25 protein-coding genes are annotated in these 25,055 nt (G+C 60.7%); 14 read left to right on the forward strand and 11 right to left on the reverse strand.

What is annotated here, in order from left to right; all coding sequences use genetic code 11:
• The first annotated feature begins 11 nt into the window (after nt 1-11).
• Nucleotides 12-1,085, forward strand: a complete 1,074-nt coding sequence (locus K0O24_RS07695; RefSeq protein ID WP_219895251.1) for a DUF2855 family protein — start codon at nt 12-14, stop codon at nt 1,083-1,085.
• 17 nt (nt 1,086-1,102) lie between these two features.
• On the opposite strand, the gene K0O24_RS07700 is transcribed toward K0O24_RS07695, so the two are convergent.
• The 5 genes from K0O24_RS07700 to glpD form a co-directional block, all read right to left on the reverse strand.
• Nucleotides 1,103-3,646 carry a cation-translocating P-type ATPase gene (locus K0O24_RS07700; RefSeq protein ID WP_219895252.1) on the reverse strand — a complete coding sequence of 848 codons (2,544 nt, stop codon included), beginning with the start codon at nt 3,644-3,646 and terminating at the stop codon, nt 1,103-1,105.
• 69 nt (nt 3,647-3,715) lie between these two features.
• On the reverse strand, nt 3,716-4,288 hold the full coding sequence (locus K0O24_RS07705; protein WP_219895253.1) for a hypothetical protein: 573 nt from the start codon (nt 4,286-4,288) through the stop codon (nt 3,716-3,718).
• A gap of 127 nt (nt 4,289-4,415) precedes the next feature.
• Nucleotides 4,416-5,135, reverse strand: coding sequence for a cytochrome b/b6 domain-containing protein (locus K0O24_RS07710; protein ID WP_219895254.1), 720 nt, complete (start codon nt 5,133-5,135; stop codon nt 4,416-4,418).
• A 66-nt stretch (nt 5,136-5,201) separates the two neighbouring features.
• Entirely contained in the window at nt 5,202-6,077 is an 876-nt protein-coding gene (yghU, locus tag K0O24_RS07715; protein ID WP_219895255.1) for a glutathione-dependent disulfide-bond oxidoreductase, read from the reverse strand.
• Between the two features lie 125 nt (nt 6,078-6,202).
• Complete coding sequence (glpD, locus tag K0O24_RS07720) at nt 6,203-7,675, reverse strand: glycerol-3-phosphate dehydrogenase (protein WP_219895256.1); 1,473 nt, start codon at nt 7,673-7,675, stop codon at nt 6,203-6,205.
• 55 nt (nt 7,676-7,730) lie between these two features.
• Between glpD and rnr the strand changes: the two genes are divergently transcribed.
• The 13 genes from rnr to gspN all read left to right on the forward strand — a co-directional run bounded on the left by rnr (nt 7,731) and on the right by gspN (nt 20,649).
• A complete protein-coding gene (rnr, locus tag K0O24_RS07725) occupies nt 7,731-9,908 on the forward strand; it encodes a ribonuclease R (RefSeq protein WP_219895257.1) in 2,178 nt (725 codons plus the stop codon).
• Between the two features lie 90 nt (nt 9,909-9,998).
• Nucleotides 9,999-10,724: a type II secretion system protein N gene (locus K0O24_RS07730; RefSeq protein WP_219895258.1), complete on the forward strand. Its 726-nt coding sequence runs from the start codon at nt 9,999-10,001 to the stop codon at nt 10,722-10,724.
• Nucleotides 10,721-12,868 carry a type II secretion system secretin GspD gene (gene gspD / locus K0O24_RS07735; protein WP_219895259.1) on the forward strand — a complete coding sequence of 716 codons (2,148 nt, stop codon included), beginning with the start codon at nt 10,721-10,723 and terminating at the stop codon, nt 12,866-12,868. The genes K0O24_RS07730 and gspD overlap by 4 nt, the downstream gene beginning before the upstream one ends.
• Nucleotides 12,865-14,472 (forward strand): GspE/PulE family protein, encoded by a 1,608-nt coding sequence (locus tag K0O24_RS07740; protein ID WP_281421726.1) that lies wholly within the window; start codon nt 12,865-12,867, stop codon nt 14,470-14,472. The genes gspD and K0O24_RS07740 overlap by 4 nt, the downstream gene beginning before the upstream one ends.
• On the forward strand, nt 14,459-15,676 hold the full coding sequence (gene gspF, locus K0O24_RS07745) for a type II secretion system inner membrane protein GspF (protein ID WP_219895260.1): 1,218 nt from the start codon (nt 14,459-14,461) through the stop codon (nt 15,674-15,676). The genes K0O24_RS07740 and gspF overlap by 14 nt, the downstream gene beginning before the upstream one ends.
• A 2-nt stretch (nt 15,677-15,678) precedes the next feature.
• Complete coding sequence (gene gspG / locus K0O24_RS07750; protein ID WP_246611170.1) at nt 15,679-16,095, forward strand: type II secretion system major pseudopilin GspG; 417 nt, start codon at nt 15,679-15,681, stop codon at nt 16,093-16,095.
• Nucleotides 16,070-16,567: a GspH/FimT family pseudopilin gene (locus K0O24_RS07755; protein WP_219895261.1), complete on the forward strand. Its 498-nt coding sequence runs from the start codon at nt 16,070-16,072 to the stop codon at nt 16,565-16,567. Before gspG ends, K0O24_RS07755 begins: the two co-directional genes overlap by 26 nt.
• The gene (gene gspI, locus K0O24_RS07760; protein ID WP_246611171.1) at nt 16,554-16,937 is read left to right on the forward strand and encodes a type II secretion system minor pseudopilin GspI; all 384 of its coding nucleotides are present in this window, start codon (nt 16,554-16,556) and stop codon (nt 16,935-16,937) included. The genes K0O24_RS07755 and gspI overlap by 14 nt, the downstream gene beginning before the upstream one ends.
• On the forward strand, nt 16,934-17,491 hold the full coding sequence (gene gspJ, locus K0O24_RS07765) for a type II secretion system minor pseudopilin GspJ (protein ID WP_219895262.1): 558 nt from the start codon (nt 16,934-16,936) through the stop codon (nt 17,489-17,491). Before gspI ends, gspJ begins: the two co-directional genes overlap by 4 nt.
• Complete coding sequence (gene gspK, locus K0O24_RS07770; RefSeq protein WP_219895263.1) at nt 17,488-18,468, forward strand: type II secretion system minor pseudopilin GspK; 981 nt, start codon at nt 17,488-17,490, stop codon at nt 18,466-18,468. Before gspJ ends, gspK begins: the two co-directional genes overlap by 4 nt.
• Nucleotides 18,465-19,520, forward strand: a complete 1,056-nt coding sequence (gene gspL, locus K0O24_RS07775; protein ID WP_219895264.1) for a type II secretion system protein GspL — start codon at nt 18,465-18,467, stop codon at nt 19,518-19,520. Before gspK ends, gspL begins: the two co-directional genes overlap by 4 nt.
• Nucleotides 19,517-19,984 (forward strand): type II secretion system protein GspM, encoded by a 468-nt coding sequence (gspM, locus tag K0O24_RS07780; protein ID WP_219895265.1) that lies wholly within the window; start codon nt 19,517-19,519, stop codon nt 19,982-19,984. The genes gspL and gspM overlap by 4 nt, the downstream gene beginning before the upstream one ends.
• Entirely contained in the window at nt 19,981-20,649 is a 669-nt protein-coding gene (gspN, locus tag K0O24_RS07785) for a type II secretion system protein N (RefSeq protein WP_219895266.1), read from the forward strand. The genes gspM and gspN overlap by 4 nt, the downstream gene beginning before the upstream one ends.
• A gap of 513 nt (nt 20,650-21,162) precedes the next feature.
• Here the strand turns inward: gspN and K0O24_RS07790 are convergent.
• From K0O24_RS07790 to K0O24_RS07815, 6 genes are all read right to left on the reverse strand, one after another.
• Nucleotides 21,163-22,338, reverse strand: a complete 1,176-nt coding sequence (locus tag K0O24_RS07790; RefSeq protein ID WP_219895267.1) for a saccharopine dehydrogenase family protein — start codon at nt 22,336-22,338, stop codon at nt 21,163-21,165.
• A gap of 62 nt (nt 22,339-22,400) precedes the next feature.
• Entirely contained in the window at nt 22,401-22,862 is a 462-nt protein-coding gene (locus K0O24_RS07795; RefSeq protein WP_219895268.1) for a hypothetical protein, read from the reverse strand.
• 26 nt (nt 22,863-22,888) lie between these two features.
• On the reverse strand, nt 22,889-23,443 hold the full coding sequence (gene dcd / locus K0O24_RS07800; protein WP_219895269.1) for a dCTP deaminase: 555 nt from the start codon (nt 23,441-23,443) through the stop codon (nt 22,889-22,891).
• Nucleotides 23,443-23,889, reverse strand: coding sequence for a cytidine deaminase (locus K0O24_RS07805; RefSeq protein ID WP_219895270.1), 447 nt, complete (start codon nt 23,887-23,889; stop codon nt 23,443-23,445). Before K0O24_RS07805 ends, dcd begins: the two co-directional genes overlap by 1 nt.
• Nucleotides 23,886-24,557 carry a GH25 family lysozyme gene (locus tag K0O24_RS07810; protein ID WP_219895271.1) on the reverse strand — a complete coding sequence of 224 codons (672 nt, stop codon included), beginning with the start codon at nt 24,555-24,557 and terminating at the stop codon, nt 23,886-23,888. The genes K0O24_RS07805 and K0O24_RS07810 overlap by 4 nt, the downstream gene beginning before the upstream one ends.
• Nucleotide 24,558: 1 nt before the next feature.
• Entirely contained in the window at nt 24,559-25,041 is a 483-nt protein-coding gene (locus K0O24_RS07815) for a UPF0262 family protein (RefSeq protein ID WP_219895272.1), read from the reverse strand.
• Nucleotides 25,042-25,055: the final 14 nt, after the last annotated feature.

Raw genomic sequence — 25,055 nt, forward strand, 5'->3', positions numbered from 1 at the left:
GGAAAGACAGAATGGCAGAGGCAGTCCACATCCTGCGGAGTGATTTGACCCGGACCGAGCGGCAGTCCCAGCCAGCTCCGGCTCTCGGGCCCGGTTCGGCCCTGCTTCGTGTTGAGAGTTTCGCGGTTACGGCAAACAACGTCACCTATGCGGTTATGGGCGATGGCTTTGGATATTGGAATTTCTTCCCGGCACCCGAAGGCTGGGGCATCGTGCCCATGTGGGGACACGCTGTCGTCGAAGCATCAGAGCATCCCGACATAGTCGTTGGAGAACGCGTATACGGCTATCTGCCGATGGCGAGCCATCTGCGGGTCGAGCCGGGCAATATCTCCAGAGGCAGCTTCAGCGACATGGCGGCGCACCGGCAGCCAATGAGCCCTGTCTATAACCAGTACCGGCGCCTTGAAGGAGATCCGACCCACGACCCGGCCCGCGAAGCCCAGCGGATGATCTTCCAGCCCCTGTTCGGCACCAGCTTCCTGATCGAGGCGATGTTTGCGAAGGAAAACTGGTTCGGCGCGGACACGCTCGTCATGACAAGCGCGTCTTCAAAGACGTCGCTGGCGCTCGCGCACGTTGCGCGCGCGAAGGCCCCCCAGATCCGGCGGATTGGACTGACCTCGGCCGGGAACATTGCATTTGTTGCGAAAAGCGGACTCTATGACGAGGTCCTGTCATATGCCGAGATCGGCAAACTGGCCGGGCACAACGCCGTGTCGGTCGATTTCGCAGGCAATGCCTCGGTCCTTCGCGCGATCCACGAAGCCTTGGGGGACGGTCTCAAGTATAGCTGCCTTGTCGGTGCCACGCATGTCGACGCGCGTGGACAAAGTGACGCCCCGCTGCCGGGCCCGGCTCCAATCCTCTTTTTCGCACCGGACCATATGAACGCGGCCGTCAAGGAAATGGGATTCGATGCCTTCACGGCGTCGTACAATGGCGCCTGGCGTGACTTCCTCGTCAGCACGGACGGGTTCATGACAGTCGATGAACGTCACGGTCTGGCCGAAGCCGAAGCAGCCTTTCTGAGCACTCTCAAGGGTGGGGCTGCACCGGATCAGGGGATTGTCATTCGCCTTTGAATTCCGCCGACTGAGCCTTAGCGCGATGCTTCAGCCATTGTCAGGGTTCTGGCAGGGCTGAGTTTCATTGCTTCAAGCAAAGCGAAAAGGCACAGGGCTATTCCGCCCGCAATCAGCCAGTCGGCACGGTGCAACGGCGCGAATGCGAACAGGCGCGTCATTGCTGGCCAGAACTGGCTCATGACGAGCAGTGACATGACCACTGCGCCAACAAGAACAAGCGCAGGATTCGGGCGTGCAATGGCCTTGACGGGAGATGCCCCGAACGAACGGTTCACCAGGATCAGCATCAGAATCGAGAGAATTAGCGTGACGAAAGAAGTCGCGCGAATGTGGCTGGCGCTTTCCCCAAAATGGTGGCCCGCGATCACGAGGCTGCTGCACAGTCCCAGTGCCAATGTGCCCTGGACGAGTGACCAGAGCATCGTTCTGGGTGAGAAGAGCCGTTGACTTGGGGAGCGCGGAGGCCGTTTCATGATATTTGCTTCATCGGTTTCAGCCTCGAAAACCAGCGAGCAGACCGGGTCGATGACCATTTCGAGAAACGCGATGTGCACCGGCCCGAGCAAGAGGGGGTAGCCAAGCAGGAGCGGGATCAGGGCCATCCCGGCAATCGGTACATGCACCGCAATGATGAAACGGATCGCCTTTCGCAGGTTGTCATAGATGCGACGCCCCATCCGAATGCTGGCAACAATCGAGCCAAAGTCATCATCGAGCAGAACCATCGACGCAGCCTCTCGAGCGACATCTGTGCCGCGCCCTCCCATGGCAATGCCAATATGTGCGGCCTTCAACGACGGGGCATCATTCACCCCGTCACCAGTCATGGCGACGATTTCTCCAGCCCTTTTCAGCGCCTCGACGATCTGAAGCTTCTGTTCGGGCATGATGCGCGCGAAGACACTGCATCGCGTGATCCGATTTGCCAATGCGTCCGCATCAAGCAGGGCAAGGTCAGCACCCGTCAGCACGTCATCCGAGGCAATGCCGGCGCGCCTGGCTGTCGTGCGTGCCGTTTCCGGATGATCGCCTGTGATCATGATGACACGAATCCCCGCCGTGCTGCAGTCGCGAATGGCTGCCGGGACAGAGGCGCGCAAGGGATCGGAAAGGCCAACCAGACCGACAAACTCAAAGTCGAATTCATGTTGTGTTGCAGGGAGTGGAGCATCTCCCCATTTTGCGATGGCGACGCCCAGCACGCGCAAACCGTCGGCCGCCATCTGCTCAACCATCTCGCGAATTTTGGCGCGCTGGGCGTCCGAAGCGCCGCACAGGTCGGCAATTGTCTCAGGTGCGCCCTTCGTGGCGATCGTCAATCCGGCAGCCGCATTTGGCGCCCCCCAAGCCTGGGCCATGGCCAGAACGGGTTTTTCCAGCGGATAAAGGCGGTAAATCTGGTGACCATCGCCTCGGAGTTGGGAGACCCGATCGCCTTCCTGTTCCGCGCCCAGCGCATGAAACGCCTTTTCCATCGGGTCAAAAGGATCGATCGCGCTCGCCATGATTCCGAGTTCGGCGAGCGGGAGGAATGCGTCAGGGAGTATGGTTGCTCCGTTTTCCGGCCGTCGAAAGCATTGGCCATCTGCAAGTCTGAGCTCGGAAATCGACATCCGGTTTTCGGTCAGCGTTCCGGTCTTGTCCGTGCAAAGGACAGTTGCCGAACCCAGCGTCTCTATCATCGCCGCCCGACGGGTCAGAACGTTGAGTTTCGAAATGCGCCACGCGCCCATTGCCATGAAGACGGTCAGCACAACGGGCAATTCCTCGGGCAGCATGGACATGCCGAGTGCGATCCCCGCCAGAGCTGCTTCGAGCCAATTGCCGCGCAACACGCCCTGAAGCAGGACGGCCAGGATACTGATCGAGATGCCGACGAGAGCAAGGAGTCTGACCATCCGCCGGGTCTCCACCCGGAGTTGGGGAACCTCGGTCTCGATCGATCCAAGCACTTTGCCAATTTGGCCCAGACGGGAACTCGGTCCTGTCGCTGTGACCTCGCAGATCGCCCCGCCCCGCACTGCGAGAGTAGCAGAATAGACTGCCGGGTCGGTTTCCACGTCTTTTGCGACGGGAAAGGACTCTCCCGTCAGCAAGGATTCGTCGACATGCAGATCATTGTTGGACAAGATTGTCGCATCGGCCGGAATGCGGTCGCCCTCCTCGATAATGAGGATGTCCCCTCGGACGACCTCACGACCGGCAATGCGCAGATGTTCACCGTCGCGGACAACAAGCGCACGGGGACTCGCCAAGTCACGGAGCGTTTCAAGCACGCGTTCGGTCCGCGCCTCCTGAATGACTGTGATCATGATCGAAAAGCACGCAAAGCTGGCCAGGACGATGGCTTCCGTCTTGTCGCCCAGAAGGAAGTAGAGCAGCGCCCCTGCCAGCAGCAGGGCGAGCATCGGTTCGCGAAGCACCTCGCCGACAATGCGCAGTGCCGTTCTCCGTGAGGCACGTGGCAGTTCGTTGGGCCCCTCGGCGGACAAGCGCAGTTGCGCCTCCGCTTGTGTGAGGCCGGTCAGCATCAGTTCCTTTGCGGACGCTGTGTTCATTTCATGCGACTAGCAGCGCGCCGCTTCCGTGACACGATATGAGGCCTGATGAATACATGCAGGGGCCCCTCACTGCGCAACATCGCCCTCCACCCGCAACGCCGTCGGGTCGCTGACGACAAAACGATTGGCCGGGCACTTCGGATCCTGAGGCAAGATCCTGATTTCATAGAGATCTATGATGTGCGCAAGATCCTGTCGTGTCCTCACTTCCTTTGGAAGTCCTTTCAGCACCGTCGCTTCCAACTTGTTGAAGGGCGTCCAATCTTCCTTGTCCATGGCGAGTGCACCACCCAACAGGTAAAAACAGCCAGAGTCTGATCCAGGCGCGCGGGTGATCAGGGCGAAATATTCATCTTGAAGTTCCGCAAGGTAATTTCCGCGAGACGTACGCTCAATCTTCATCTGGAACTCGGCCTCACACTCTCCCGAAGGAGCGTCTTTCCGAACGATCTTGCATGCGTTGACATAGCCGGCGTCGCTTTCATCGACGCGGTAGACCTCTCCCTCTATGACCAACAGGCTGTCCGCCCGTGCGAGCGTCAGCGCATGATCGCCGATCAGATCCTCATCAGCCTTGAAATAACAGCCGCCGAGAACCAGCAGTGCGGCGGCGATCATGATGATTCTCAAGCGGATCAATACTCACCTCCAGACCGCAATCGGCGGCAGTCATGCTGATGCCCCTAACCAGGGAGGCTGCCGCCCGTAATACGTATATTGCCCGTCCGAAGCGTCATGAACAGATTGCGCAATTCAAGGGCGCGGTTCAGTCTTCGTCGGACCTGACCTCGCCACTTTGTGCGGTTCCGTCTTGTTGGTCCTCAGCCTGGCTCTCGGTCGATCGTGGCGTGAAGGCTTGCGGATCATTTGCGAGAATCGCCGCAATGCCTGCTGCTGCGGCACCCAAGGCCAGGAGAAGGCCCGGAATCGACGCCCTGGCCCCATCTTTCCAGGGGTGCGCAGTCGAGACCGGCTTCCTTCCGGTGACCATCGCCCGCGGCAGGTTTTCCCGCGAAAGGACGGACATTGCGAAGACTGCGACAACGTGAATGCCAGCCAGGATAATCATCGCCTTGCCCAGATCTTCGTGCGGTTCCTCGCCATTCAGTATCATCCCGGTCAGCACGGTTGCTCCGGCGAGAACCAGGATCAGAAGGACGGCAAGCCCGCCAAGCGGATTGTGCCCGGCCGTCGGCTCGACGCGAAATCGCAGCATCTGGCCTATGTGGGACGCGAGGTGGTCAAGCTTGAGGAAGCTTGCAAAGCGGGCATATTCTCCGCCGACAAAGCCCCATGCAATTCGAAAGGCAAGGAGGACGCCAACGCAATAACCCGCGATCATGTGCCACTGATTGAAGACACTGTCCTCTTCAGCCGAAACATATGCGAGGACAATCAAGGCAGCGAACGACCAGTGGAAAATGCGGGTGGGCAGATCCCATATGCTCGCCGTCGTGCTGCCGTGCGTCTTGGGCACATTCGCCATAGTACACCTCCAATCAGGCCTGTCGATTGGAGGGGCTGCAATGCGAATGCATTGACTGATGTCAAATCAGGTTGCGGCGTCGAGCTTGTCTTGCGTCTTCGTCAGGAAGTCGCCCGCATCGTGGCGCTCACGGAGTTGGCTCGCAGGGTCGCCGACGGCGCGATTGACCATCCTGCCGCGCTTGACGGCAGGCCGCTTGGCAATCTGGTCGGTCCAGCGCTGGACATTCTTGTATTCCTGTACCTGAAGGAATTCGCCGGCTTCATAGACCAGCCCCTTTGCCAGCGCGCCGTACCAGGGCCAGGTCGCAATGTCCGCGACCGTATATTCACTTCCGCCAAGATACTCGCTCTCCGCGAGACGCTTGTCCAGAACGTCGAGTTGCCGTTTCACTTCCATGGCAAACCGGTTGATCGCATATTCGAACTTTTCCGGGGCATAGGCATAAAAGTGGCCGAACCCGCCGCCCAGATAGGGCGCGCTGCCCATTTGCCAGAACAGCCAGGACAGTGTTTCTGCGCGCTGGGCCGGATCGGTTGGCAGGAAAGCGCCGAACTTTTCCGCAAGGTGCACCAAAATCGCTCCGGATTCGAAAATGCGGATTGGCGACGTTCCACTGCGATCGAGCAGTGCCGGGATCTTTGAATTGGGATTGACCGAAACAAACCCGCTGCCAAACTGATCGCCTTCACCAATGTTGATCAGCCAGGCGTCATATTCCGCGTCCTTGTGCCCGAGTTCGAGTAATTCCTCGAACATGACCGTGACCTTGACGCCATTTGGCGTGGCCAGCGAATAGAGCTGGAACGGGTGCTTTCCGACTGGCAGCTCCTTCTCATGGGTCGCGCCTGAGATCGGGCGATTGATATTGGCAAAGCGGCCTCCGCTTTCCTTGTCCCACGTCCAGATTTTCGGGGGAATGTAAGCGGGTTGGTCCGTCATGCGTAATCTCCGATGATTGTGCCGAGAGGCTTGGACGTCTTCTTATCGATATGGTGAGACAGGGCAATCGGAGTTCTTGCTCGCGTCCCCCAAGATGAAGTTTGGCCGGTGCCGGGTTTCGGCTGCTATTTGTCGGCGCAGCCGGCCCGTTCCGCCACATAGCTGGAGAGCGTCGCGACTTGATCCTTGCTGAAGGCCAGCCCCAGTTTGGTCCGTCGCCAAAGAATGTCTTCGGCCGATTTTGCCCACTCATGTTCGATGAGCCAGTTGACCTCGACCTGCCGCAGGCCATGGCCGAAATCCGTGCCCATAGCCTCCTCTGTTCGGATACCGGCCAACATGATGCCAAGATCGCTGCCATAAGCCACCGTCATGCGCAGCGTGCGCTCAGATCCCAGAAACGGCCATGTCTTCCGATTTTGCTCCACTAGGGAATCAAAGCTGCCGGGAAACTGGCCGCCAGGAAAAGGGCGGCCGCGCGTGACAGCCCCTGTCGTGCGTGACATGACCTTGCCCAGCCGCGACATTGCGTCTTCCGCAAGGTGACGCGCTGTGGTGATCTTGCCGCCGAGCACGTTCAGCAACACGGCTCCTTGCTGATCGATTTCGAGGACATAGTCGCGCGTCGTCGTTCGCAGGTCGCCGGAGCCGTCGTCAAACAGCGGGCGCACGCCTGCCCAGCTGTAGCTGATGTCGTCGCGGCTGCTTTGGCGCGTGAAAGCGGTGTTTGCTGCGTTGAGGAGATAGTCGGTTTCCTCAGCACTGATTTCCGGATGGTCCGGGCTCGGTACCTCGACTTCGGTAGTACCCACCATTGTCGTGCCACCTACCCAGGGGATGGCGAAGACGATCCGCCTGTCCGGCTGTTGCAGCATATAGGCATGATCGCCGTCAAACAGCCTTGGCACGACGATGTGGCTGCCCTTGACGAGCTTGATCGAATTTCTCTTCGCTTGACCCAGCCGGCCCTCGACATCGACGAGCCACGGCCCTGCCGCGTTGATGAGGGCCTTTGCCTGCACTTCCGTCCCGTCCGACAAGGTCGCTGTCCAGCTATGCTGGTCGCGCTTTGCGGACGTCAATGCGGTGCGCGTCCGAATGTCTGCGCCAGCAGATCGCGCGTCGACCGCATTCAGCACGGTCAGGCGGGAATCGTCGACCGTGCAGTCCCAATAGAGAAAACCGGGCGTGTCGTTCTTGAGCGGGAGGCGCAGTGCCCCGTCCCTGCGGCCGAGCATGCGCGATCTCGGCAAATTGCCGAAGCCGGCGAGCGCGTCATAGAGATAGAGACCTGCACGAACCATCCACCAGGGGCGCACGGAATTGTCTTGCGGCAGGACGATCGCAATCGGGTGGATCAGGTTTGGCGCCGCCGTCAGCAGGCGCTTGCGTTCCTGCAGGGCCTCATGAACCAGTTTGAAATCATAGGTTTCAAGATAGCGCAGTCCGCCGTGAATGAGCTTTGTCGAGGCTGACGATGTGTGACTGGCGAGATCGTCCTTTTCGACCATTAGCACGGACCAGCCATTGAGGGCAGCCTCACGCGCAATGGCACAGCCGTTGATCCCGCCGCCGACAATCAGAAGGTCATATGTCATCGGGGTCACGCTTTAGCGGTTGGCGTTGCCACGCCAAGCCCCTAACGCACTGTTCATGCCAAAGCCGCGTCCCGCCGGTCTGCCTTCGCGCAAGCAGATCCTCGATTTCATCACGATGGCGCCAGGCCCCGCTGGCAAGAGGGAAATCGCGCGGGCCTTTGGGCTGCATGGTGCCGAGAAGATCGCGCTCAAGGCTCTGCTCAAGGACATGGCAGATGAAGGGCTGATCGACTCGGCGCCCGGCCGCGCCTTTCACAAGATGGGTGGCCTGCCCAAGGTCACGGTCCTGCGGATCGTCGATGTTGATGACGGCCAGGTGGTTGCCGTTCCAGAACGCTGGGAAGCCGAGGGCATCCCGATGCCGAAATTGCGTGTGGTCGAACGTGGCCGCCGCAGCGCACTTGGGGTCGGCGACCGCATTCTTGCTCGGGTCGAGGAGCGCGGAAACGGCCATGTCGCGCATCCGATGAAGAAACTCGCGCGCAGCGAGGAACTGATGCTGGGCGTGGTTGCGATGGAAGGCGGCCGACATTGGCTGAAGCCCGTCGACAAGCGCGATCGCAAGGATACGCTGATTTCCGAACTTGGCGGCGCGCAGGCAGGGGATCTTGTCCTCGCGGAGAAATCCGGGCGTCCGCCAAGGATCACGGCGCGTGTGCAGGAAGTGCTGGGCGACCCCTTTGCACCGCGCGCCTTCAGCCTGATTGCGATACACAAATATGAGATTCCCAACGTCTTTTCGGTCGATCTGCTCGCAGAGGCAGAAAAGGTGGCGGAATGGCCCCTCGGCGACCGCGAGGACTTGCGTCATTTGCCGATTGTCGCGATCGACCCGGCCGATGCGCGCGATCATGACGATGCGGTCTGGGCCGCGCCCGCCGAAGGCGGAGGGTTCGATGCCATCGTCGCGATTGCAGACGTGTCCTTCTATGTGCGTCACGGGTCGCTGATCGACAAGGAAGCGCGCAAGCGGGGAAACAGCGTCTACTTTCCTGACCGGGTGGTCCCGATGCTCCCCGAAAGCCTGTCTGCAGACATGTGCTCGCTGAAGGAAGGTTGCGATCGGGCGGCGCTGGCCTGTCATCTCAAGATCGATGCCAAGGGCAAGATGGCCGGGTTCCGTTTCTCCCGAGCCGTCATCCGGGTCGCTGCCAACCTAGCCTATGAAGACGCGCAAGCGGCGATCGATGGTGGGGAACATCCGTTGCACGACTCCGCGCTTCGGCCACTCTGGGATTGCTGGGCCCTGCTGGCCAAGGCACGAGATCAGCGCGAGCCGCTTGAACTCGATTTGCCCGAACGCCGCGTGCAGCTTGATGAGGCCGGGCGGATTGCCGATATCGCCGTGCGTGAACGGCTCGATGCTCACCGGCTGATCGAGGATTTCATGATCACGGCAAATGTCGCCGCGGCGAAGGCGCTGGAGGCCAAGAAGGCTCCCGTCATGTACCGCGTCCATGAACCACCGGCTCGGGAAAAACTGCTGACACTCAAGGACTATCTCGAAACATTCGAGATACCGTTTGCATTGGGGCAGGTGATCACGCCGAAAGTGTTCAATCACCTGATTGCGCGCGTGGGTGAGGCCGATTTCAAGCCTCAGGTCATGGAACAGGTCCTACGTTCCCAGACTCAGGCCTATTACGCGCCCGTCAACCAGGGGCATTTCGGTTTGGCCCTTGGGTCCTACGCCCATTTTACCTCCCCCATCCGTCGCTATGCGGACCTGCTCGTCCACCGGTCTCTGGTCGATGCCTATCGCCTTGGCGAAGGTGGGCTGAGCAACGATGAAGCTGCACGCATGACTGTGCTTGGCGAATCGGTCAGCAAGGCGGAGCGGCGGGCCATGGAGGCGGAACGCGAGACAATTGACCGTTATGTTGCTGCCTATCTCGCTGAACGAGTGGGTCAGCTTCTTGATACACGAATCACCGGTGTGACCAATTTCGGCTTCTTCGCCACTGTTGAAGGGTTGGGTGGCGACGGTCTTGTGCCGGTCTCCACCCTTGGGTCGGAATTCTTCCGTTACATCGAAGCCGAACATGCCCTGGAAGGGGAGAGTTCCGGCGATCGCTACACATTGGGCCAGAAGCTTCAGCTCCGTCTTGCAGAAGCGAATCCGGTCTCTGGTGCGCTGCGATTCGAGTTGCCCGAGGGCGTGAATCATCTGCCGCTTCGTCGTCCACGCGGAAAGGGATTCCGCAAGCCTCCGCGCCGCCCGCGCAAAAAGTAAAAACATGGTTAATAAAAATGGTTAGCGCCGACGAATTTGTCGGGCATAAGGCCGCTTGTCAGGCCTGTGGGAGGTTATTAGTCGCGCGTTATGTTTGAGCTCAAACGCTCCTTTTCACCTCGTTCTGCTTATCGCGCGTTGGAGGTGGCATTGCTGATCCTAGTCGCTGTGCAAATTGCCCGGCTGGTTTGGGCAATTGTCACACCTGCCGGGCCTTTGGGAGAGCTGCGTCCGACCCAGATTGCCTTGCAAGGCAATGACAGTTTCGATCCATTTTTCCGAGTTGGGACACAGCCCGGGTCAATGGTTGTCACGTCGCTCGCGCTCAAGCTGTTCGGCGTGCGAGTCGATGAGGCGGTGGGCGGAGGCTCTGCCATCATCGAAACGCCTGATGGCGTTCAATCGAGCTTTGGTATCGGGGATGAAATTGTCCCCGGCGCGACCTTGAAGCAAGTTGCGTTCGACAGCGTGACGATCGAGCGCAATGGCGTGTCTGAGCAGCTTTTCCTCGATCAGTCGGTGGCAGCACCGGTTGCCACGGTCGCTTCTGCCGCACCAACGACAGTGCCGGAAGCGCCCAAGGCGGATGGCTCCAGCGCCAAGCCGGTTGGAATCACGATCACCTCCGGCGGTTCCGGGGACATGATGCTCCAGGCCGGCCTCCTGCCCGGAGACAAGGTGACGGCAATTAACGGTCAGCCCGTTAACTCCATCGAAACGGTTACGAACCAGCTTTCAAAGGGCGGTTCGGTCACTCTGCAGGTCGAACGCGCTGGCCGCACCATCAGCCTGACCTCAGGGGCGCCGAAGAAATGAAGTGGAAGCTGATCCCCCTGTTGCTTGTGCTGGCCGTGCCGCTCCCCGCGCAGCAAGTGCTGAACCTGAGAGATGCGGACATCCGCGCGTTCATTCAAGATGTTGCACGCGTTACCGGTCGCAATTTCGTGATTGATAGCCGGGTTCAGGGCAAAGTGTCGGTCGTGACCGACAGGGCCCTGTCCAAGTCGGAATATTTCGAGGTCTTCCTGGCGACGCTCAGGGCCAACGGATTTGTTGCGGTTCCCATGTCAGGTGGCGGCTACCGCGTGCAACCTTCGGATACTGCGGCCGCGCAGCCCGGCAAGATTGGCGAGGCAGGTGCGGCGCGGAACCAGTTCGTGACAGAAGTCTTTCGCCTTCGCGCGATCGAAGCGACATCTGCAGTGGAGACACTGCGTCCGCTGGTCAGCCGTGAGGGCTCGGTCACCGCCAACCGTTCCGGCAACAGCCTTGTTGTTGCGGACTATGCCGACAATATCCGGCGCATTCGCGGGCTCCTTGGCAAGATCGACAGTGAAGGGGCTGCGACCGACGTGATTGCCCTCAAGAATGCCGGGGCGCGTGAAATCGCGACGTCGCTCCAGCAGCTCGCGACGGGCGGGCAGACGGGAGATGGCGCGCGGACGGCGGTTGCCGTGGTCGCGATCGACAGTTCCAACTCGATCGCTCTCAGGGGCGATGCCGAAATGGTCCAGCGCTTCAGTGCAATTGCGCGTGACCTGGATCGGCGCGCGGCGAGCGGCCTGGAAATACAGGTCTATTGGCTCCAGCATGCCGACGCGGACAAGCTCATGCCTGTGCTGCAGCAGCTTGTGGGTCAGCAAAGTGTTGTGTCCTCGCCGTCATCTGGCGGTGCTTCAAACAACGGGCAGGCCGTGGCGTTGCCAGCGGCGTCGCCGTCATCCGGTTCAGGCAACGGCCGACCGGCGCCAATCATCGCGCGTTACGAAGGGCTGAATGCCGTTATCATTTCGGCGCCCTCAGATGTGCAGCGCATGCTGAGCCAGGTCATCCGACAGCTAGATACGCGGCGCGACCAGGTGCTGGTTGAAGCGATCATCGTCGAAATTTCGGATGATGCCGCCAGGAAGCTTGGCGTCCAGTTCCTGCTTGGCGGCAAGCCGGGCAGCAATATCCCCTTTGCGGCCACCAACTATTCCAACGCCGCGCCGAATATCCTGACCATTGCCGGTGCCATAGGCGCGCGGCAGCTCAACACAACGACCACAACGGTCAACGGCAATACCACGACGACAACGAGCAACAACGGAATCAGCGACCAGCTTGCTCAGGCTGCCGTCAATTCGATCCTTGGTGCCGGCGGCGGCTTTGCGGGCTTTGCGACCAGCATCGGCAGTAATGGGCTGTTTGGCACGATCATCAATGCCGTCCAGTCCGACACGAAATCCAACATCCTGTCGACGCCGTCGATTGTCACACTCGACAATCAGGAAGCGAAGCTGCTGGTGGGTCAGGAAATCCCGATCACGACGGGAGAGGCGCTGTCGAAGAATTTCGACAATGCATTCCGCACGGTGCAGCGCCAGAATGTCGGTATCCAGCTTGAGGTGACGCCGCAGATCAATGACGGCGGGACGGTGAAGCTCGCGATCAGGCAGGAAGTCAGCTCGATTGCCGGCCCCGTATCCAGCAATTTCTCAGACCTGATCCTCAACAAGCGCGAGATCCAGACAACGGTCACGGTTGATGATGGCCAGATCATTGCGCTGGGCGGGCTGCTTGATGACAATGAGCGCAGAACGCTCGAGAAGATTCCGCTGCTTGGCGATATTCCGGCCCTCGGCCAGCTTTTCCGCTCGCGGTCCAAGACGCGGTCCAAGACCAATCTGATGGTCTTTATCCGCCCGACCATTTTACGCTCCGAAGCCGAAGCCCGGGCCTTGGCCGAACGTCGGTACAACTATGTCCGCGCACAGCAGCGTGTGCTTCGACCGGATGAGGAGCCGAGCATCGATCAGCTGGTCCGCGACTATATGGACACGACACCGCCGACGTCTGATCCTGACGCGCCGGCAGATCCCACCAAGTCTGGTATTCCGCAGGTTATCGAGCCCCGGATGCGCGAATCTACCGAACGGATCCAGTTGCCTGGCGCCAAGGACAAAAAGGACAAGAAGTGATCGCCGATAGCAGTGACGACGCCGTGGCGCTGTCGCCCCGTCTCCCGGCGATATCATACAGCTTTGCCCGGAAACACGGCGTTGTGCTGCGCCTGGACGGTGATCGACCGGTCGCGAGCCTGCGCGAGGGCGCTGATCCAGCCATCCTCATCGAAGTGAAGCGGCACCTCGACGGCGCGATGGGCGTCGAAAAAGTCTCGGAGGCCGCATTCGACCAGCTCTTGTCGACCACCTATGCCATGAATGGCGATGCCGCTGCGGCAGCGGCCGACACACTCCGGAGTGGCAGCGATCTTGACCTGATTGCAAGTGGCATCCCGACTGCTGAAGACCTGCTCGACAGTGCGGACGATGCACCCGCGATCCGCCTGATCAATGGAATCCTGGCCGATGCCGTGCGGCAGGGCGTGTCCGATATTCACGTTGAACCCTATGAGTCTGCGCTGGTGGTGCGGATGCGGATCGATGGCGTGCTGCGTGAAACGCTGCGCATGTCGCCGCATGTCGCGCCGGTGCTGGTCAGCCGCATCAAGGTCATGGCGCGGCTCGACATTGCGGAGCGCCGGGTTCCCCAGGATGGCCGGATTGGCATGACCCTTGGCGGAAAGACGCTCGACGTGCGCGTATCGACGCTTCCCTCCCGCATGGGCGAGAGGGTCGTGCTGCGCATCCTCGACAAGGACAATGCCGGCATCGGGCTTGACCAGCTTGGCATGGGGGCGGATGTCAACGCGCTCCTGCGCGGGGCATTGGCAGAGCCCAACGGCATTGTGCTGGTGACCGGACCGACCGGATCGGGAAAGACAACGACGCTCTACGCCGGGCTGAGGCTGTTGAACGATGGTTCGCGCAATATCCTGACCGTCGAGGATCCAGTGGAGTATGCCGTAGAAGGCGTGGGGCAGACGCAAGTCAATTCCAAGGTCGGGCTGACGTTCGCGGCGGGCTTGCGGGCGATCCTGCGGCAGGATCCAGATATCGTCATGGTTGGCGAAATTCGTGATCGGGAGACGGCGGAAATCGCGGTGCAGGCGTCCCTCACGGGCCATTTGGTGCTTTCTACCGTTCATACAAACAATGCAGCAGGCGCCATCACCAGGCTGCGCGACATGCGGATCGAGCCATTTCTCCTCGCATCGACGCTCCGCGCCGTCATCGCACAGCGGCTCGTTCGGCGGCTTTGCCCGTCATGTCGCCGGTCCGAGCCGGCAAGCGCCTCTGTGATGGAATTGCTGCGTCTGGAACGACCGACCACTGTCTATGAACCAACCGGATGCGTGGCCTGCAACGGGACTGGCTTCAAGGGCCGGATTGGCGTGTTCGAGGCGATCCGGGTCGATGACACGGTTCGCCAGCTCATTCATGACGGGGGAGATGAAGCCGCCATTGCCCGCCATGCATTCCGCAACAATGACGACCTGGCCTCCGCAGCGCGCGCGCTTGTTGTCGCGGGACAGACGACCCCGGAAGAAGCAGTGCGCATCACGCGGCGGGATTCAAGCGACGAACAGCGCGCCAATCCGACAGGCAATCGCCGCGAAGTGGAAGGTCGCCGTGCCGAAGATCGCTCCAGAGTGACGGAATGGGGCGATGACTCAATTTGACTATGTCGCACTTGACGTGGCCGGACGCGAGAAGCGCGGCCGGATGCCCGCGGCAAATGTTGAAGAGGTCCGCGAGAAGCTGATCGCCAAGAAGCTTTACGTGGTCAGCATTGGTGAAGGTGCCGAGCGTGCGGCTGCGGGGGCACCGCTGCTTTCGATCGGGCCAAAGCGCCTCAGTGCCAAGGAGCTGACCCTGTTCACGCGCCAGCTTGCGACGCTTGTTCGCGTCAGCCCGATCGAAGAGTCGCTCAGGACCATCGCCCGGCAGACCGAAAGCGAAAAGGCGCGCGGGGTGATTGACACGGTCCATGGCGGCGTTCTCGAAGGACGCAGCCTTGCCGAAGCGATGCAGCGCGAAGCCAAGAGTTTCCCACAGCTTTACCGGGCCATGGTTTCAGCAGGCGAGGGCGCTGGATCGCTGCCTATCATTCTGGATCGGCTCGCAGACTTGCAGGAACGGCAGGCGCAGGTCCGATCCAAGCTTTTTGCGGCGCTCGCCTATCCGCTTGTGCTGGCCCTTGTCGCCATGTTCGTTGTCGGGGCCCTGATGATCTATGTCGTGCCCAAGGTGGTCGAGCAATTCGACACTGTCGGCCAGCAATTGCCTCTTCTGACCCGAATTGTCATCGCCCTGTCGGGACTGCTTGCCGGTTGGTGGTGGGCGATGCTGCTGGCTGTCGGCGGCCTCGCCTTTCTGAGCTGGCGGCTGCTTCAGGATCCGGCACGCAGGCTGGCCTTTGATCTTCGCTTGCTGCGCCTTCCGCTGATCGGTCGCCTGATCCGGGATCTGCATGCGGCGCGCCTGGCTCGCACGCTCTCGACAATGGTCGCGAGTCGACTGCCCCTCATCGAAGGGCTGGCACTCACGTCCCGGACCGTGCGCAATCATGCCTTGCGGCAGGCGAGCGAACAGATGGTCGAGGCAATCCGGGGTGGAGGAAGCCTTTCGGCAGCCCTTCGCCGAACTGGACTGTTTCCGCCGCTGCTTGTCTATCTGACGGCATCGGGAGAATCCTCGGGCCAACTCGATACGATGCTCGAACGCGCGGCCGATTATCTCGAGCGTGAGTTTGACAGTTTTACGGCGGCCGCGCTCGCAATGCTGGAACCTGCTATCATTGTCATCATGGGAGCGATCGTCGCCGCCATCGTGCTGTCGATCCTGCTTCCGATTTTGCAACTCGAATCGCTGGCCGGAGTTTAGGAATGAGAGACACAGAAAGCTGCTTTTCGCCCCGAATGCAGTCCGCCGAAGACGGCTTTACGCTTGTCGAACTGATGGTGGTGCTCGTTATCCTCGGCCTGCTGGCAACGGTTGTCGCATTCAACGTCTTGCCCGCCTTGTCGAAAGGAACGACCGAAAAAGCCAAGATCGACATTTCCACGCTCGATCAGGGGCTTGAAATGTACAAGCTCCAGAACCTCAGATATCCCGATCCTGCCGAAGGGCTGCAGGCGCTGGTCGACAAGGGCGTCATCAAGAAGCTGCCCAAGGATCCCTGGGGGCGGCCCTATCGCTATGCGATGCCGGGCCAGCATGGCGCCGTCGATATCTATTCGCTCGGAGCAGATGGAGCCGAAGGCGGCGAGGGGGACAATGCCGATATCGGCAACTGGCAATAGCCCGCACCTCCCTGCGGATGATCCCGGCTTCGCGTTCTCGGGACGTGTCGCCGAAGGTGGCTTTACGTTGATCGAGTTGCTCGTTGCTCTCACGATCCTTGGACTGATGTCGGCTGTTGTCGTGCTTGCGATCCCCGATCCGCGCGGGCGGCTGGTGGATGAAGCGGAGAGGTTCGCTGCGCGCACCGTCGCTGCGCGTGATGCAGCGATCGTTTCTGCCCGAACGACCCGGCTGGCGGTCGATACGGGCGGCTATGCCTTTGCCCAAAGACGGAGCGGCGATTGGCGTGACCTTGCCGAAAAGCCGCTCGGACCGGCACGATGGACGACAGGAACCACCGCCTCGAAGGCTGAAGTGGAGTTCGATCCGACAGGGGTTGCCGAACCCGAAACACGTATCATGCTGCAACGTGGCGACGAGCGCGTAGCCGTTGATATCGGAGCCGACGGAGCTGTTCGTGTCGCACGATGAGCTGCCGGCAAACGCCCGGGAGGCGGGCTTCACCCTGATCGAGATGATGGTCGCGCTTGCGATCTTCAGCCTTGTTGCGCTCACATTGCTCAAGCTCGAAGGGACGATTGTCCGCAACTCGGGCGAGATTTCGACGCAGGCGCTGGGGCAGATCGTTGCGCACAACATGGCAGTCGAAACCCTGACTGATCCGCGACCACCGGCTCTCGGAGAAGAGGAAGGCATTACCGACAATGGCGGGCGGCTGTGGAATTGGCGGCGCACGGCGGCGCTGACGGCGGACCCGCGGCTTGTTCGCGTGGACATTACGATCAGTGACGCGACCGGGCGCCCTGCAGCGGCTCTCACTCTGGCGAGGTCCGCGCAATGACAGCCCGTGCCAATGGATTTACCCTTGTCGAAGTCGTCGTCGCGCTGTTCATCTTTGCCATGCTGGCCACGGCAGGCGTCAGCCTCCTGTCCTTTACGGTGAAGGCGCAGTCGGCCACCGCGCGCGTGCTTTCGGATGTTTCCGACGAACGCAGGCTTTCCGCCCTCCTGATCACCGATCTTGGGCAGGCCGTGCCGCGGGTGTCGCGGGACGAAGTCGGGAGGCCACGCCCGGCCTTTCAGGCCAATCAGGGTGATCTGCTGTTCGCCTTTGTGCGCGGTGGCGCCAAGCCGCAACATGTCGAGATTCGGCTCGACAAGGGCACTCTCGTCCGCATGGCGACGCCCTTTGTTGACGGTGCGGCGGCAGGAAAACCTCTTGTTCTCGAGACGGGCGTCGATCGGGCAAAGCTGCGTTTCCGCAACAAGTCCGACTGGCAGGACGACTGGTCTTCCGAAAGGACAGATGCAATTCCGCGCGCGCTTGAACTGACACTGGTTCGGCAAGGGGCCGCGCCCATAACCCGGATGTTCCTTGTGGGGACGGGCGAATGACGCCGCCGCGGGCCGAACGGGGCGCAGCCCTTTTGACTGTGCTGATGCTGGTTTCGGTCATCGGGGTGATTGCGGCAGCATCGCTCGAAAGCCTGAAGCTGCAGACGCACTTGTCCGGAAACATGGCCGCAATCGACCAGGCCCGGCAGTATGCCCTTGCCGGGGAAGCGATTGCCCGGACCCGGATCAGCGACGTCAGCAGCACCGACCGGACGACGACGCTTGCCGGAGACTGGCTCGATCGGCCCAACGCATTCCCGATCGACAACGGCACGGCCACGGCCAAGCTGAGCGATGCAGGCAATTGCTTCAATCTCAATTCGCTCGTGTCCCAGTCGGATGAGGGGGAACGGGTGGTGCGCCCCATGGCTGTTCGGCAATTCGAAGCGCTCATGACCCTGATCGGTGTCCAGCCGCGGATTGCGGGCGAAATTGCGCAGTCCGCAGCAGACTGGATCGACAGTGATACCATTCCTCAACCGGGCGGAGCCGAGGATGAGACCTATGCACGCGCGCCCACGCCCTATCGGGCTGCCAATGCCCTCATGGCGGACGTGTCGGAACTCAAAGCCGTCGCTGGCATGGATTCCGCTATCTATGAGCGTGTCAAACCATGGGTCTGTGCACTACCCGCGCCTGAATTGTCGCCCATCAACATCAACACGCTCCGCCGGGATCAGGCACCGCTGGTTGTCATGCTGTTGCCAGACAAGCTCAGCCTCGCCTTTGCGCAAAGGATGATCGACGAACGGCCAGCCACCGGCTATTCGGCAGTGGAGAATTTCTGGTCCAAGCCAGCTTTGCGCGGGATTTCGCCACCCGTTGAAGTGATGGCGCAGACGAAGATCAAGACGCGCTGGTTTGCGCTCGAAATGCAGATTGAAACGGGTGGGGCAGAATTGACCGAATTGGCCTTGATTGATGGCGGGGTAAATCCCGCGAAGATCGTCCGCCGCAGCTGGGGTGACGGCGCATGAGCGCATTCGTGGTCTTTCTGGGCGGGGACAGTCTGCCCTGGCTCGAGCTTGAGGATGGCGGCGTCATCGGACGCGGCGAGGACTTTCGTGAGGCGGGCGTGACCGTCACAGCCATTGCGCCTGCATCAAGCGTGACCTTTCGTTCAGCCGCGCTTGGGGGGTTGAGCCCTGCTCAGGCCCTTGCTGCTGCGCGCCTTGATGCGTCGGAGGTGAGCCTTGGCACCGACCGGCATGTTGCCGTGGCAGGCGCTGGCGATCATTATGTGATGACCGACGCGGCAACGATGCAGCGCTGGTTGTCCCATCTGGCGGAGAGAGGCCTTGTCGCGTCAGCCATTATTCCTGCGCCGGATCTGCTGCCTGTCCCCGAAAACGGCTTCCTGAGAGCGGTTCTGCACGATGAGGCGATCCTCAGGTCTGCCGATACAGGGCTTGAGGACGATGGTGTCATTTCAGCGCTGGTCGTCGGCGATGCCGAGGTGCGCACAATCGAAGCGGCAGAGCTTGAACAGGCCATCGCTTCGGCCGTCGAATCGCCGCCGCTCAACATGCTGCAGGGCGACTTTGCGCCGCGCGCCGATTGGAGCGCGCCGACAGGCTATTGGCGAAGGATTGCGATATACGCCGGAGTGGCGGCGGCAATCATGCTTGCGATACCGATTGCGCAATGGGCGCGGCTTTCAATGGCAACGTCTTCAACCAACGAACAGAGCGCCACGATTTCTGCACTTGTTCTGGGTGAGCGGTCTGGATCCGAGGATGCGATCGATCGTTTGCAGGACAAGGTTGCGGAACTCCGGGGCGGCGGCGCCGGCTTTCTGCCCACGCTGGGCGCACTCATGACGTCGATGGAGACAATGCCGAATGTCGAGCTTGGGCTTCTCTCCTTCGATCCCGACGGGACGCTCCATGCCACTGTCCGTGCTTCAGCCCAGCCCGAAGTCGACATGCTGGCGCGGGCCATGGAAAGCCACGCCTTTGCAGTGAGCAAAGGGGCGCCACGCACACAGCAAGGACGGATCGAAGTCGAAATGCAAGTGAGGCCGAAATGATGGCGCAGTTGACCGACTGGTGGCGCGGGCGCAGCCACCGCGAGCAGGTCCTGCTGGGCATCATGATCGCGCTTTTCCTGATCGTCTTTGGCTGGCTGGCGATCCTGCGTCCGATCCAGGCAGGGCTCGCTGCGGCGAAGAAGGACAATGCCGTTGCCGTCGAACGGCTTGAGAGGGTGCGCCGCGATGCTTCGGCTTTGAAGAGCAAAATGGTCTATGCCGCGGATACGGCACAAGCCATTGTCAGTCGTTCGGCCAATGAGGCGGGATTTTCCCCGACGCGCCTTGATCCGCAATCCGGGAACAGAGTGATCATCGCGCTTTCCTCGGCCAAGCCGATCGCATTGATCAAATGGCTGAAGACCCTTGATTCACAAGGAGTCTTTGTCGAACAGATCAGTCTCCGTCCGAACAGTGACACGACGCTCGCCGTCGATGCCACGTTGCGGGCGCGCGTAAAATGATACCGGTCCGCCGGCTCTTTGCAGCCGCTCTTGTTCTGGCGCTTGTGCTTTCGCTGCCCCTTCGTCTGGCATTGTCCCGAACCGGGGACGTCATTTCTGCCCAGTCGGTTGAAGGCACAATCTGGAACGGGCAGCTGATCGGGGCGTCCTTGGCTGGCCAATCGATTGGAGATCTGGACGCCCGCTTGTCTTTCGGTTCCCTGTTTTTGGGGAAAGTGCGTGTGCGCCTTGATGGCCCGCTTCTGCACGGCGCGGTCGTTGCATCCTTTGGCGGACGCGGTGGGGAAATCACGATGCTCAACATGCCGATTGCGCGGTCCTTCGGGCCGGTGGCGCTTTCCGGGCTTGAGATATCCGACGCGCACATCCGCTTTCGCGGCGATGATTGTGCCGAGGCCGATGGGCGGGTCGGACTGCAACTCAAAACGCCCTTTGGGGAACAGCGGCTGTCCGGAATGCTCCGGTGCAATGGCACTGGGCTATCCGCCGAACTGGTCAGCCAATCCGCGATGCAACGCCTGTCGCTGCGGTTCCCTGATCCCGGGCATTACCAGGCGACACTTGCAGTGCGCGCGAACGACACGCAGCAGGCGACCAGCCTCGCAGCCGCGGGCTTTCGCGAAACGCCCATAGGGCATGTCATGAAATTTTCCGGGGCATTCTAGAGCATCAGGCACGCGAAGACTTCCCGTGGTGAGCGGGGGCGGGACGGTCGGCGCGGAAGCCTTGGGGGGCGTCCGGCGGGTATTGCCTTTGTGCGGTTGCAGGTGCTCAAGTGCGTAACCGGCGCCCGGTCTCGAAACACCGCCTTCTCATCCGGCACGTCCCTGCAGAGGGGTAAGGCCCGAAAGCCCGCCTGCAGGACGGGAATGCTCCCATCAAAGACGCCCGGACCGGTTCAAAACGAAGGCAGAGCGCGTGGCTGCACATTTTGGGGAGTGCAGACGCCCGCCGCTTTCGCGCCGACCTGAAGTCCCGCCCCTCGACCCGTGCGACCTAGAAACGCCGATCGAGTGACGGGGTTGGCATTTTCATGATATCTCCTATTTGTCAAGTAAATAGGAACATAAGGCGAATATTACCTTCACACGTCGCCCCTGCGGAGGCAGGGGCCTGTTGGTAATTATGGCACCCAGACGTCAGACAGGCCCCTGCCTCCGCAGGGGCGACGGGTCGTTCTAGCTCTCCAGTGCGAATTCGAGGCCTGCATTGGCCGTCAGCCTCGCAATCAGGGGTTTGGCCATGATGGCCCCCGGCGTCACGACACCGCCCGGTGTATCAACCTCAAGCAGGGTCAGCGCGCTTTCGGCGATCATCTTGCTTGTCGAGCCATAGCCGGGGTCCCGATCGCCCTTCACAGAGGCGCGGATGCTCTTTCCGTCAGGATATTCGCCGATGAAAAGGACATCGTAGAATCCGGCTTCGCGTTCTTCCGCGCTTGGTCCTTCGCCCGGCTTGGGTTGTGGGCCTTCGCCAAAGGGATTGGCACTTTTGAGTGCGGTCGCAATGCCTTCTGCGATTGCCTTGCCGGCATCGCCAATCGTGGTCATCATCATTTCATCATAGGTGAAGTCCGCGCCGTAGGGATGGCCGAGCAGGAAGTTGCTGCGATGGACATTCTTGGTGTTGATGGGGGCCATGACGAAGGGGGCGGCCCAGGTTCCGGTCGCGCTGTCATATTCGGGGATCATGCCGCTTGGCTGCGAAGGGCCTTCAAAGCCCGGCGTGAGTGCAAAGGGACTCCGCAACAGGCCGACTATGCTCAGGTCCTTGGCCGCCGCCTTCATTGTTTCGGTAAGGCTCGCGATCGTGCCGCCGGACGCTCCGCCCTGCATCTTGCGCACTCGACCCTTGACGCGGGGTGCAGGCGCTCCGTTTTGCCGCATGGCTTCCTGCTGGAGGAACCAGACCCCGAGATCGAAGGGGATCGAATCGAAGCCGCAGGAAAAGACAATCCGCGCGCCCGTTCTTTTTGCGGTTTCATCATGCGCGTCAATCATCTGCCGCATCCAGGCGGGCTCTCCGCACAGATCGACATAGTCAGTGCCGGTTTCAGCGCAGGCCTTCACCAATTCGGGGCCGTAAAGCTGGTAGGGGCCAACGGTTGTGATGATCACGCGGGCGCGATTGCACATCGCCGTCAGCGTTTCAGGCGCGCTCGCATCGGCTTCGACCAGCGGTGTATCCTTGGGTGCGCCGATCAGGTCTCGCACTTCGGCAAGTTTTGCGGTGCTCCGCCCGGCCATCGCCCAGCGCTTGATGCCGCGCTTTGCAAGATACTCGGCCACCAAACGGCCCGTGAAGCCGCTTGCACCGTATACTATGATGTCGAACTCAGCCTTGCTCTTGGCCATTGCGAATCTCTCCCTAAAACCGGCTGGGAGAGTGCATCTTAAGCGTGGCTACTGCAATCAGGCTATTTTACCGTGCCATAAAACATCACGCGACCACCGGTACCCGGCGCGATGGGCTGCGCGAATTTCCAGCGAACGTGGGTGACATCGCCGGGCTGTGCCGGACGAAATGTGCCATCGCCCTTTGCGACCTTCAATGTCGCAAGCGCGCCGTAGGTCTTGCCGCCGTCAACGGAAACAACCGCCCAGGGCTGTTCGACGCCCGTGAAGGATACGGCACTCGGAATGGGGTTGTTGATCACAAAATCGGCAGCCGGCTTCTGCCCGTTGTTCTTGTATTCGAGCATCACCACCAGCGCTTCGCCGGGTAAAACGCGCTCCGGAGCAAAGAGCTGATTCTTCTTGTTGCCCTGCGCATCCGTTACTGCGCGCGCAACATAGACCGTGCTTTTGAGTTCGACTGTTTGCTGCGCCAGTGCAGGGCCGGCAAGAGTGAGGGCAAGGGCAAAAAGGAACTTGTTCACAGCCAACCTCCGTCGCGATTGCATGATCATAATTTGGGCAAAGTAACGCCGCGCTGGCCCATATATTTGCCCGCCCGGTCGGCGTAGCTGGTCTCGCACGGTTCGTTCCCTTTCAGAAACAGGAACTGGCACGCGCCTTCATTTGCGTAAATGCGGGCAGGTAGCGGCGTCGTGTTGGAAAATTCGAGCGTGACATGGCCTTCCCAGCCCGGCTCGAGCGGCGTCACATTCACGATGATCCCGCATCGGGCATAGGTCGACTTGCCAAGGCAGATCACCAGCACATCGCGCGGCACCCGGAAATACTCGACCGTTCGCGCCAGCGCGAAACTGTTCGGCGGAATCACGCACACATCGGTCTTGCGATCGACAAAGCTGTTCTGGTCGAAATTCTTCGGGTCGACGATCGCGCTATCGACGTTGGTGAAGATCTTGAATTCGTCCGCGACCCGCGCGTCATAGCCATAGGATGACAGGCCGTAGCTGATGCAGTTTTCGCGCCTCTGGCTTTCGACAAAGGGCTCGATCATGCCGTTTGTCGTTGCCTGTTCGCGTATCCATTTATCCGAAAGTATCGACATCAGTCATCCTGTACCAAGCCCATGTCGGATGGGCCAAAAGGAAGGGGCAAAAGGTCGGAAAGCCAGAACTTTTCGACCACCGAAAGGTCGGCTGACGCGCAATGAACGATGATGTCGCGCAGCGCAAGCTGGGCCGCTTCGGTCATTACCTGGCGGCATCGGCCGCAGGGCCGCACAGGGGACGAGCCGCGGATCTCCCGACGGTTCAGCGTGCCGCCGACAATCGCAATTTCACGAATCTGCCGCAGCTTGCCTTGCGCGTTCAGCGTGGCCAGCACCACGGTTTCGGCGCAAAGGGAAAGGCCGTAACTGGCATTCTCGAAATTGCAGCCGGTAACGATGGACCCATCTGCGAGCAGAACAGCCGCGCCGACAGCAAAGCGCGAATAGGGGGCATGCGCGTTACCGGCAGCCTCCTTCGCAGCTTGAAGCAGTGTTTCGCTCATTGCGGGCGCACCACGTCCCAATCGACCTCGCCCTCGATCCCGTCGACATGGCGCTTTGGATTGGCCTGCCACATCACCCAGGGCCGCCCGCCATAGGCTGGTTCAAGCCCGCTGCGTCGCAGCCAGAGTGGCCGGTCGATAGTTTCGCCGATCCTGTACAAATCGTCGAATTCCCGGGTGATATAGAGGATCATCGGCTTCTCGCTGTGCGCTTCCGTCATCTGGATGAACGTCGAAAGTTCCTTGAGCACGGTTTCGCGCGGCGGGCGGGCCGCGCAATTGCCATCGAATTCCAGATCGAGCGCATGGGGCAGGGCCTCCGCTTCGCGCGGAACAAGCGCAATGAAGTTGGTCGCCTGCTCGCGCCCTGGCTTGCACAGGTTGAACACATGATAGGCGCCGCGCTTTACGTCGGCCGCTGCACTTTCCGACCAATTGGCGGCAAAGTTTTCATCGCGCATGTCGCTGCCCTGGCTGGCCCTGATATAGGCAAAATCGACACCTGCGGCTCGGGCGGCCTTCCAGTCAATGGCGCCCTGTTCCTGCGACACATCGATGCCCTGTGTCGGGAAAGCGGTTCTGCTTGGGGTCCAATGCGTCACGAAGTGCCAGCCCAGCCCGGCGAGCAGGGCAACACCAGCAACGACGAAGGCCAGCTTGCGAAGCATCCTAGCCCTTGATGTGCAGCACGCAGATCAGCGTGAACAGCCGCCGCGCGGTATCAAAATCGACTTCGATCTTTCCCGCCAGCCGTTCCTTCAGCATTTCCGACGCCTCATTGTGAATGGCGCGGCGCGCCATGTCGACGGTTTCAATCTGCTGCGGGGTCGATTGCTTGACGGCCTGAAAGTAGCTGTCGCAGATCGCGAAATATTCACGGATCGGCCGCTGGAACCGACCGAGTGCCAGGATCACTGATTCGAGGTGCGTCTGGTCCTCCCGGTAGATATCGAGCGCAAGCCGCCCTTCCTCCACCCGCAGCGTAACGCGATATGGCCCGGCGTAGCCATCCTCATGCTGGCGCTGTGGCGCGAAATAATTGCCCTCGAGTAGGTCGAAAATGGCAATGCGCCGCTCCTGCTCGATATCGGCATTGCGCCAGATGATCGTGCGCTGATCAAGTTCGATGTGCGAGATACGCGGGTCGGACATGCTGCAGCGCATAT

The sequence above is a fragment of the Aquisediminimonas profunda genome, assembly GCF_019443285.1.
GTDB classification, from domain to species: domain Bacteria; phylum Pseudomonadota; class Alphaproteobacteria; order Sphingomonadales; family Sphingomonadaceae; genus Aquisediminimonas; species Aquisediminimonas profunda.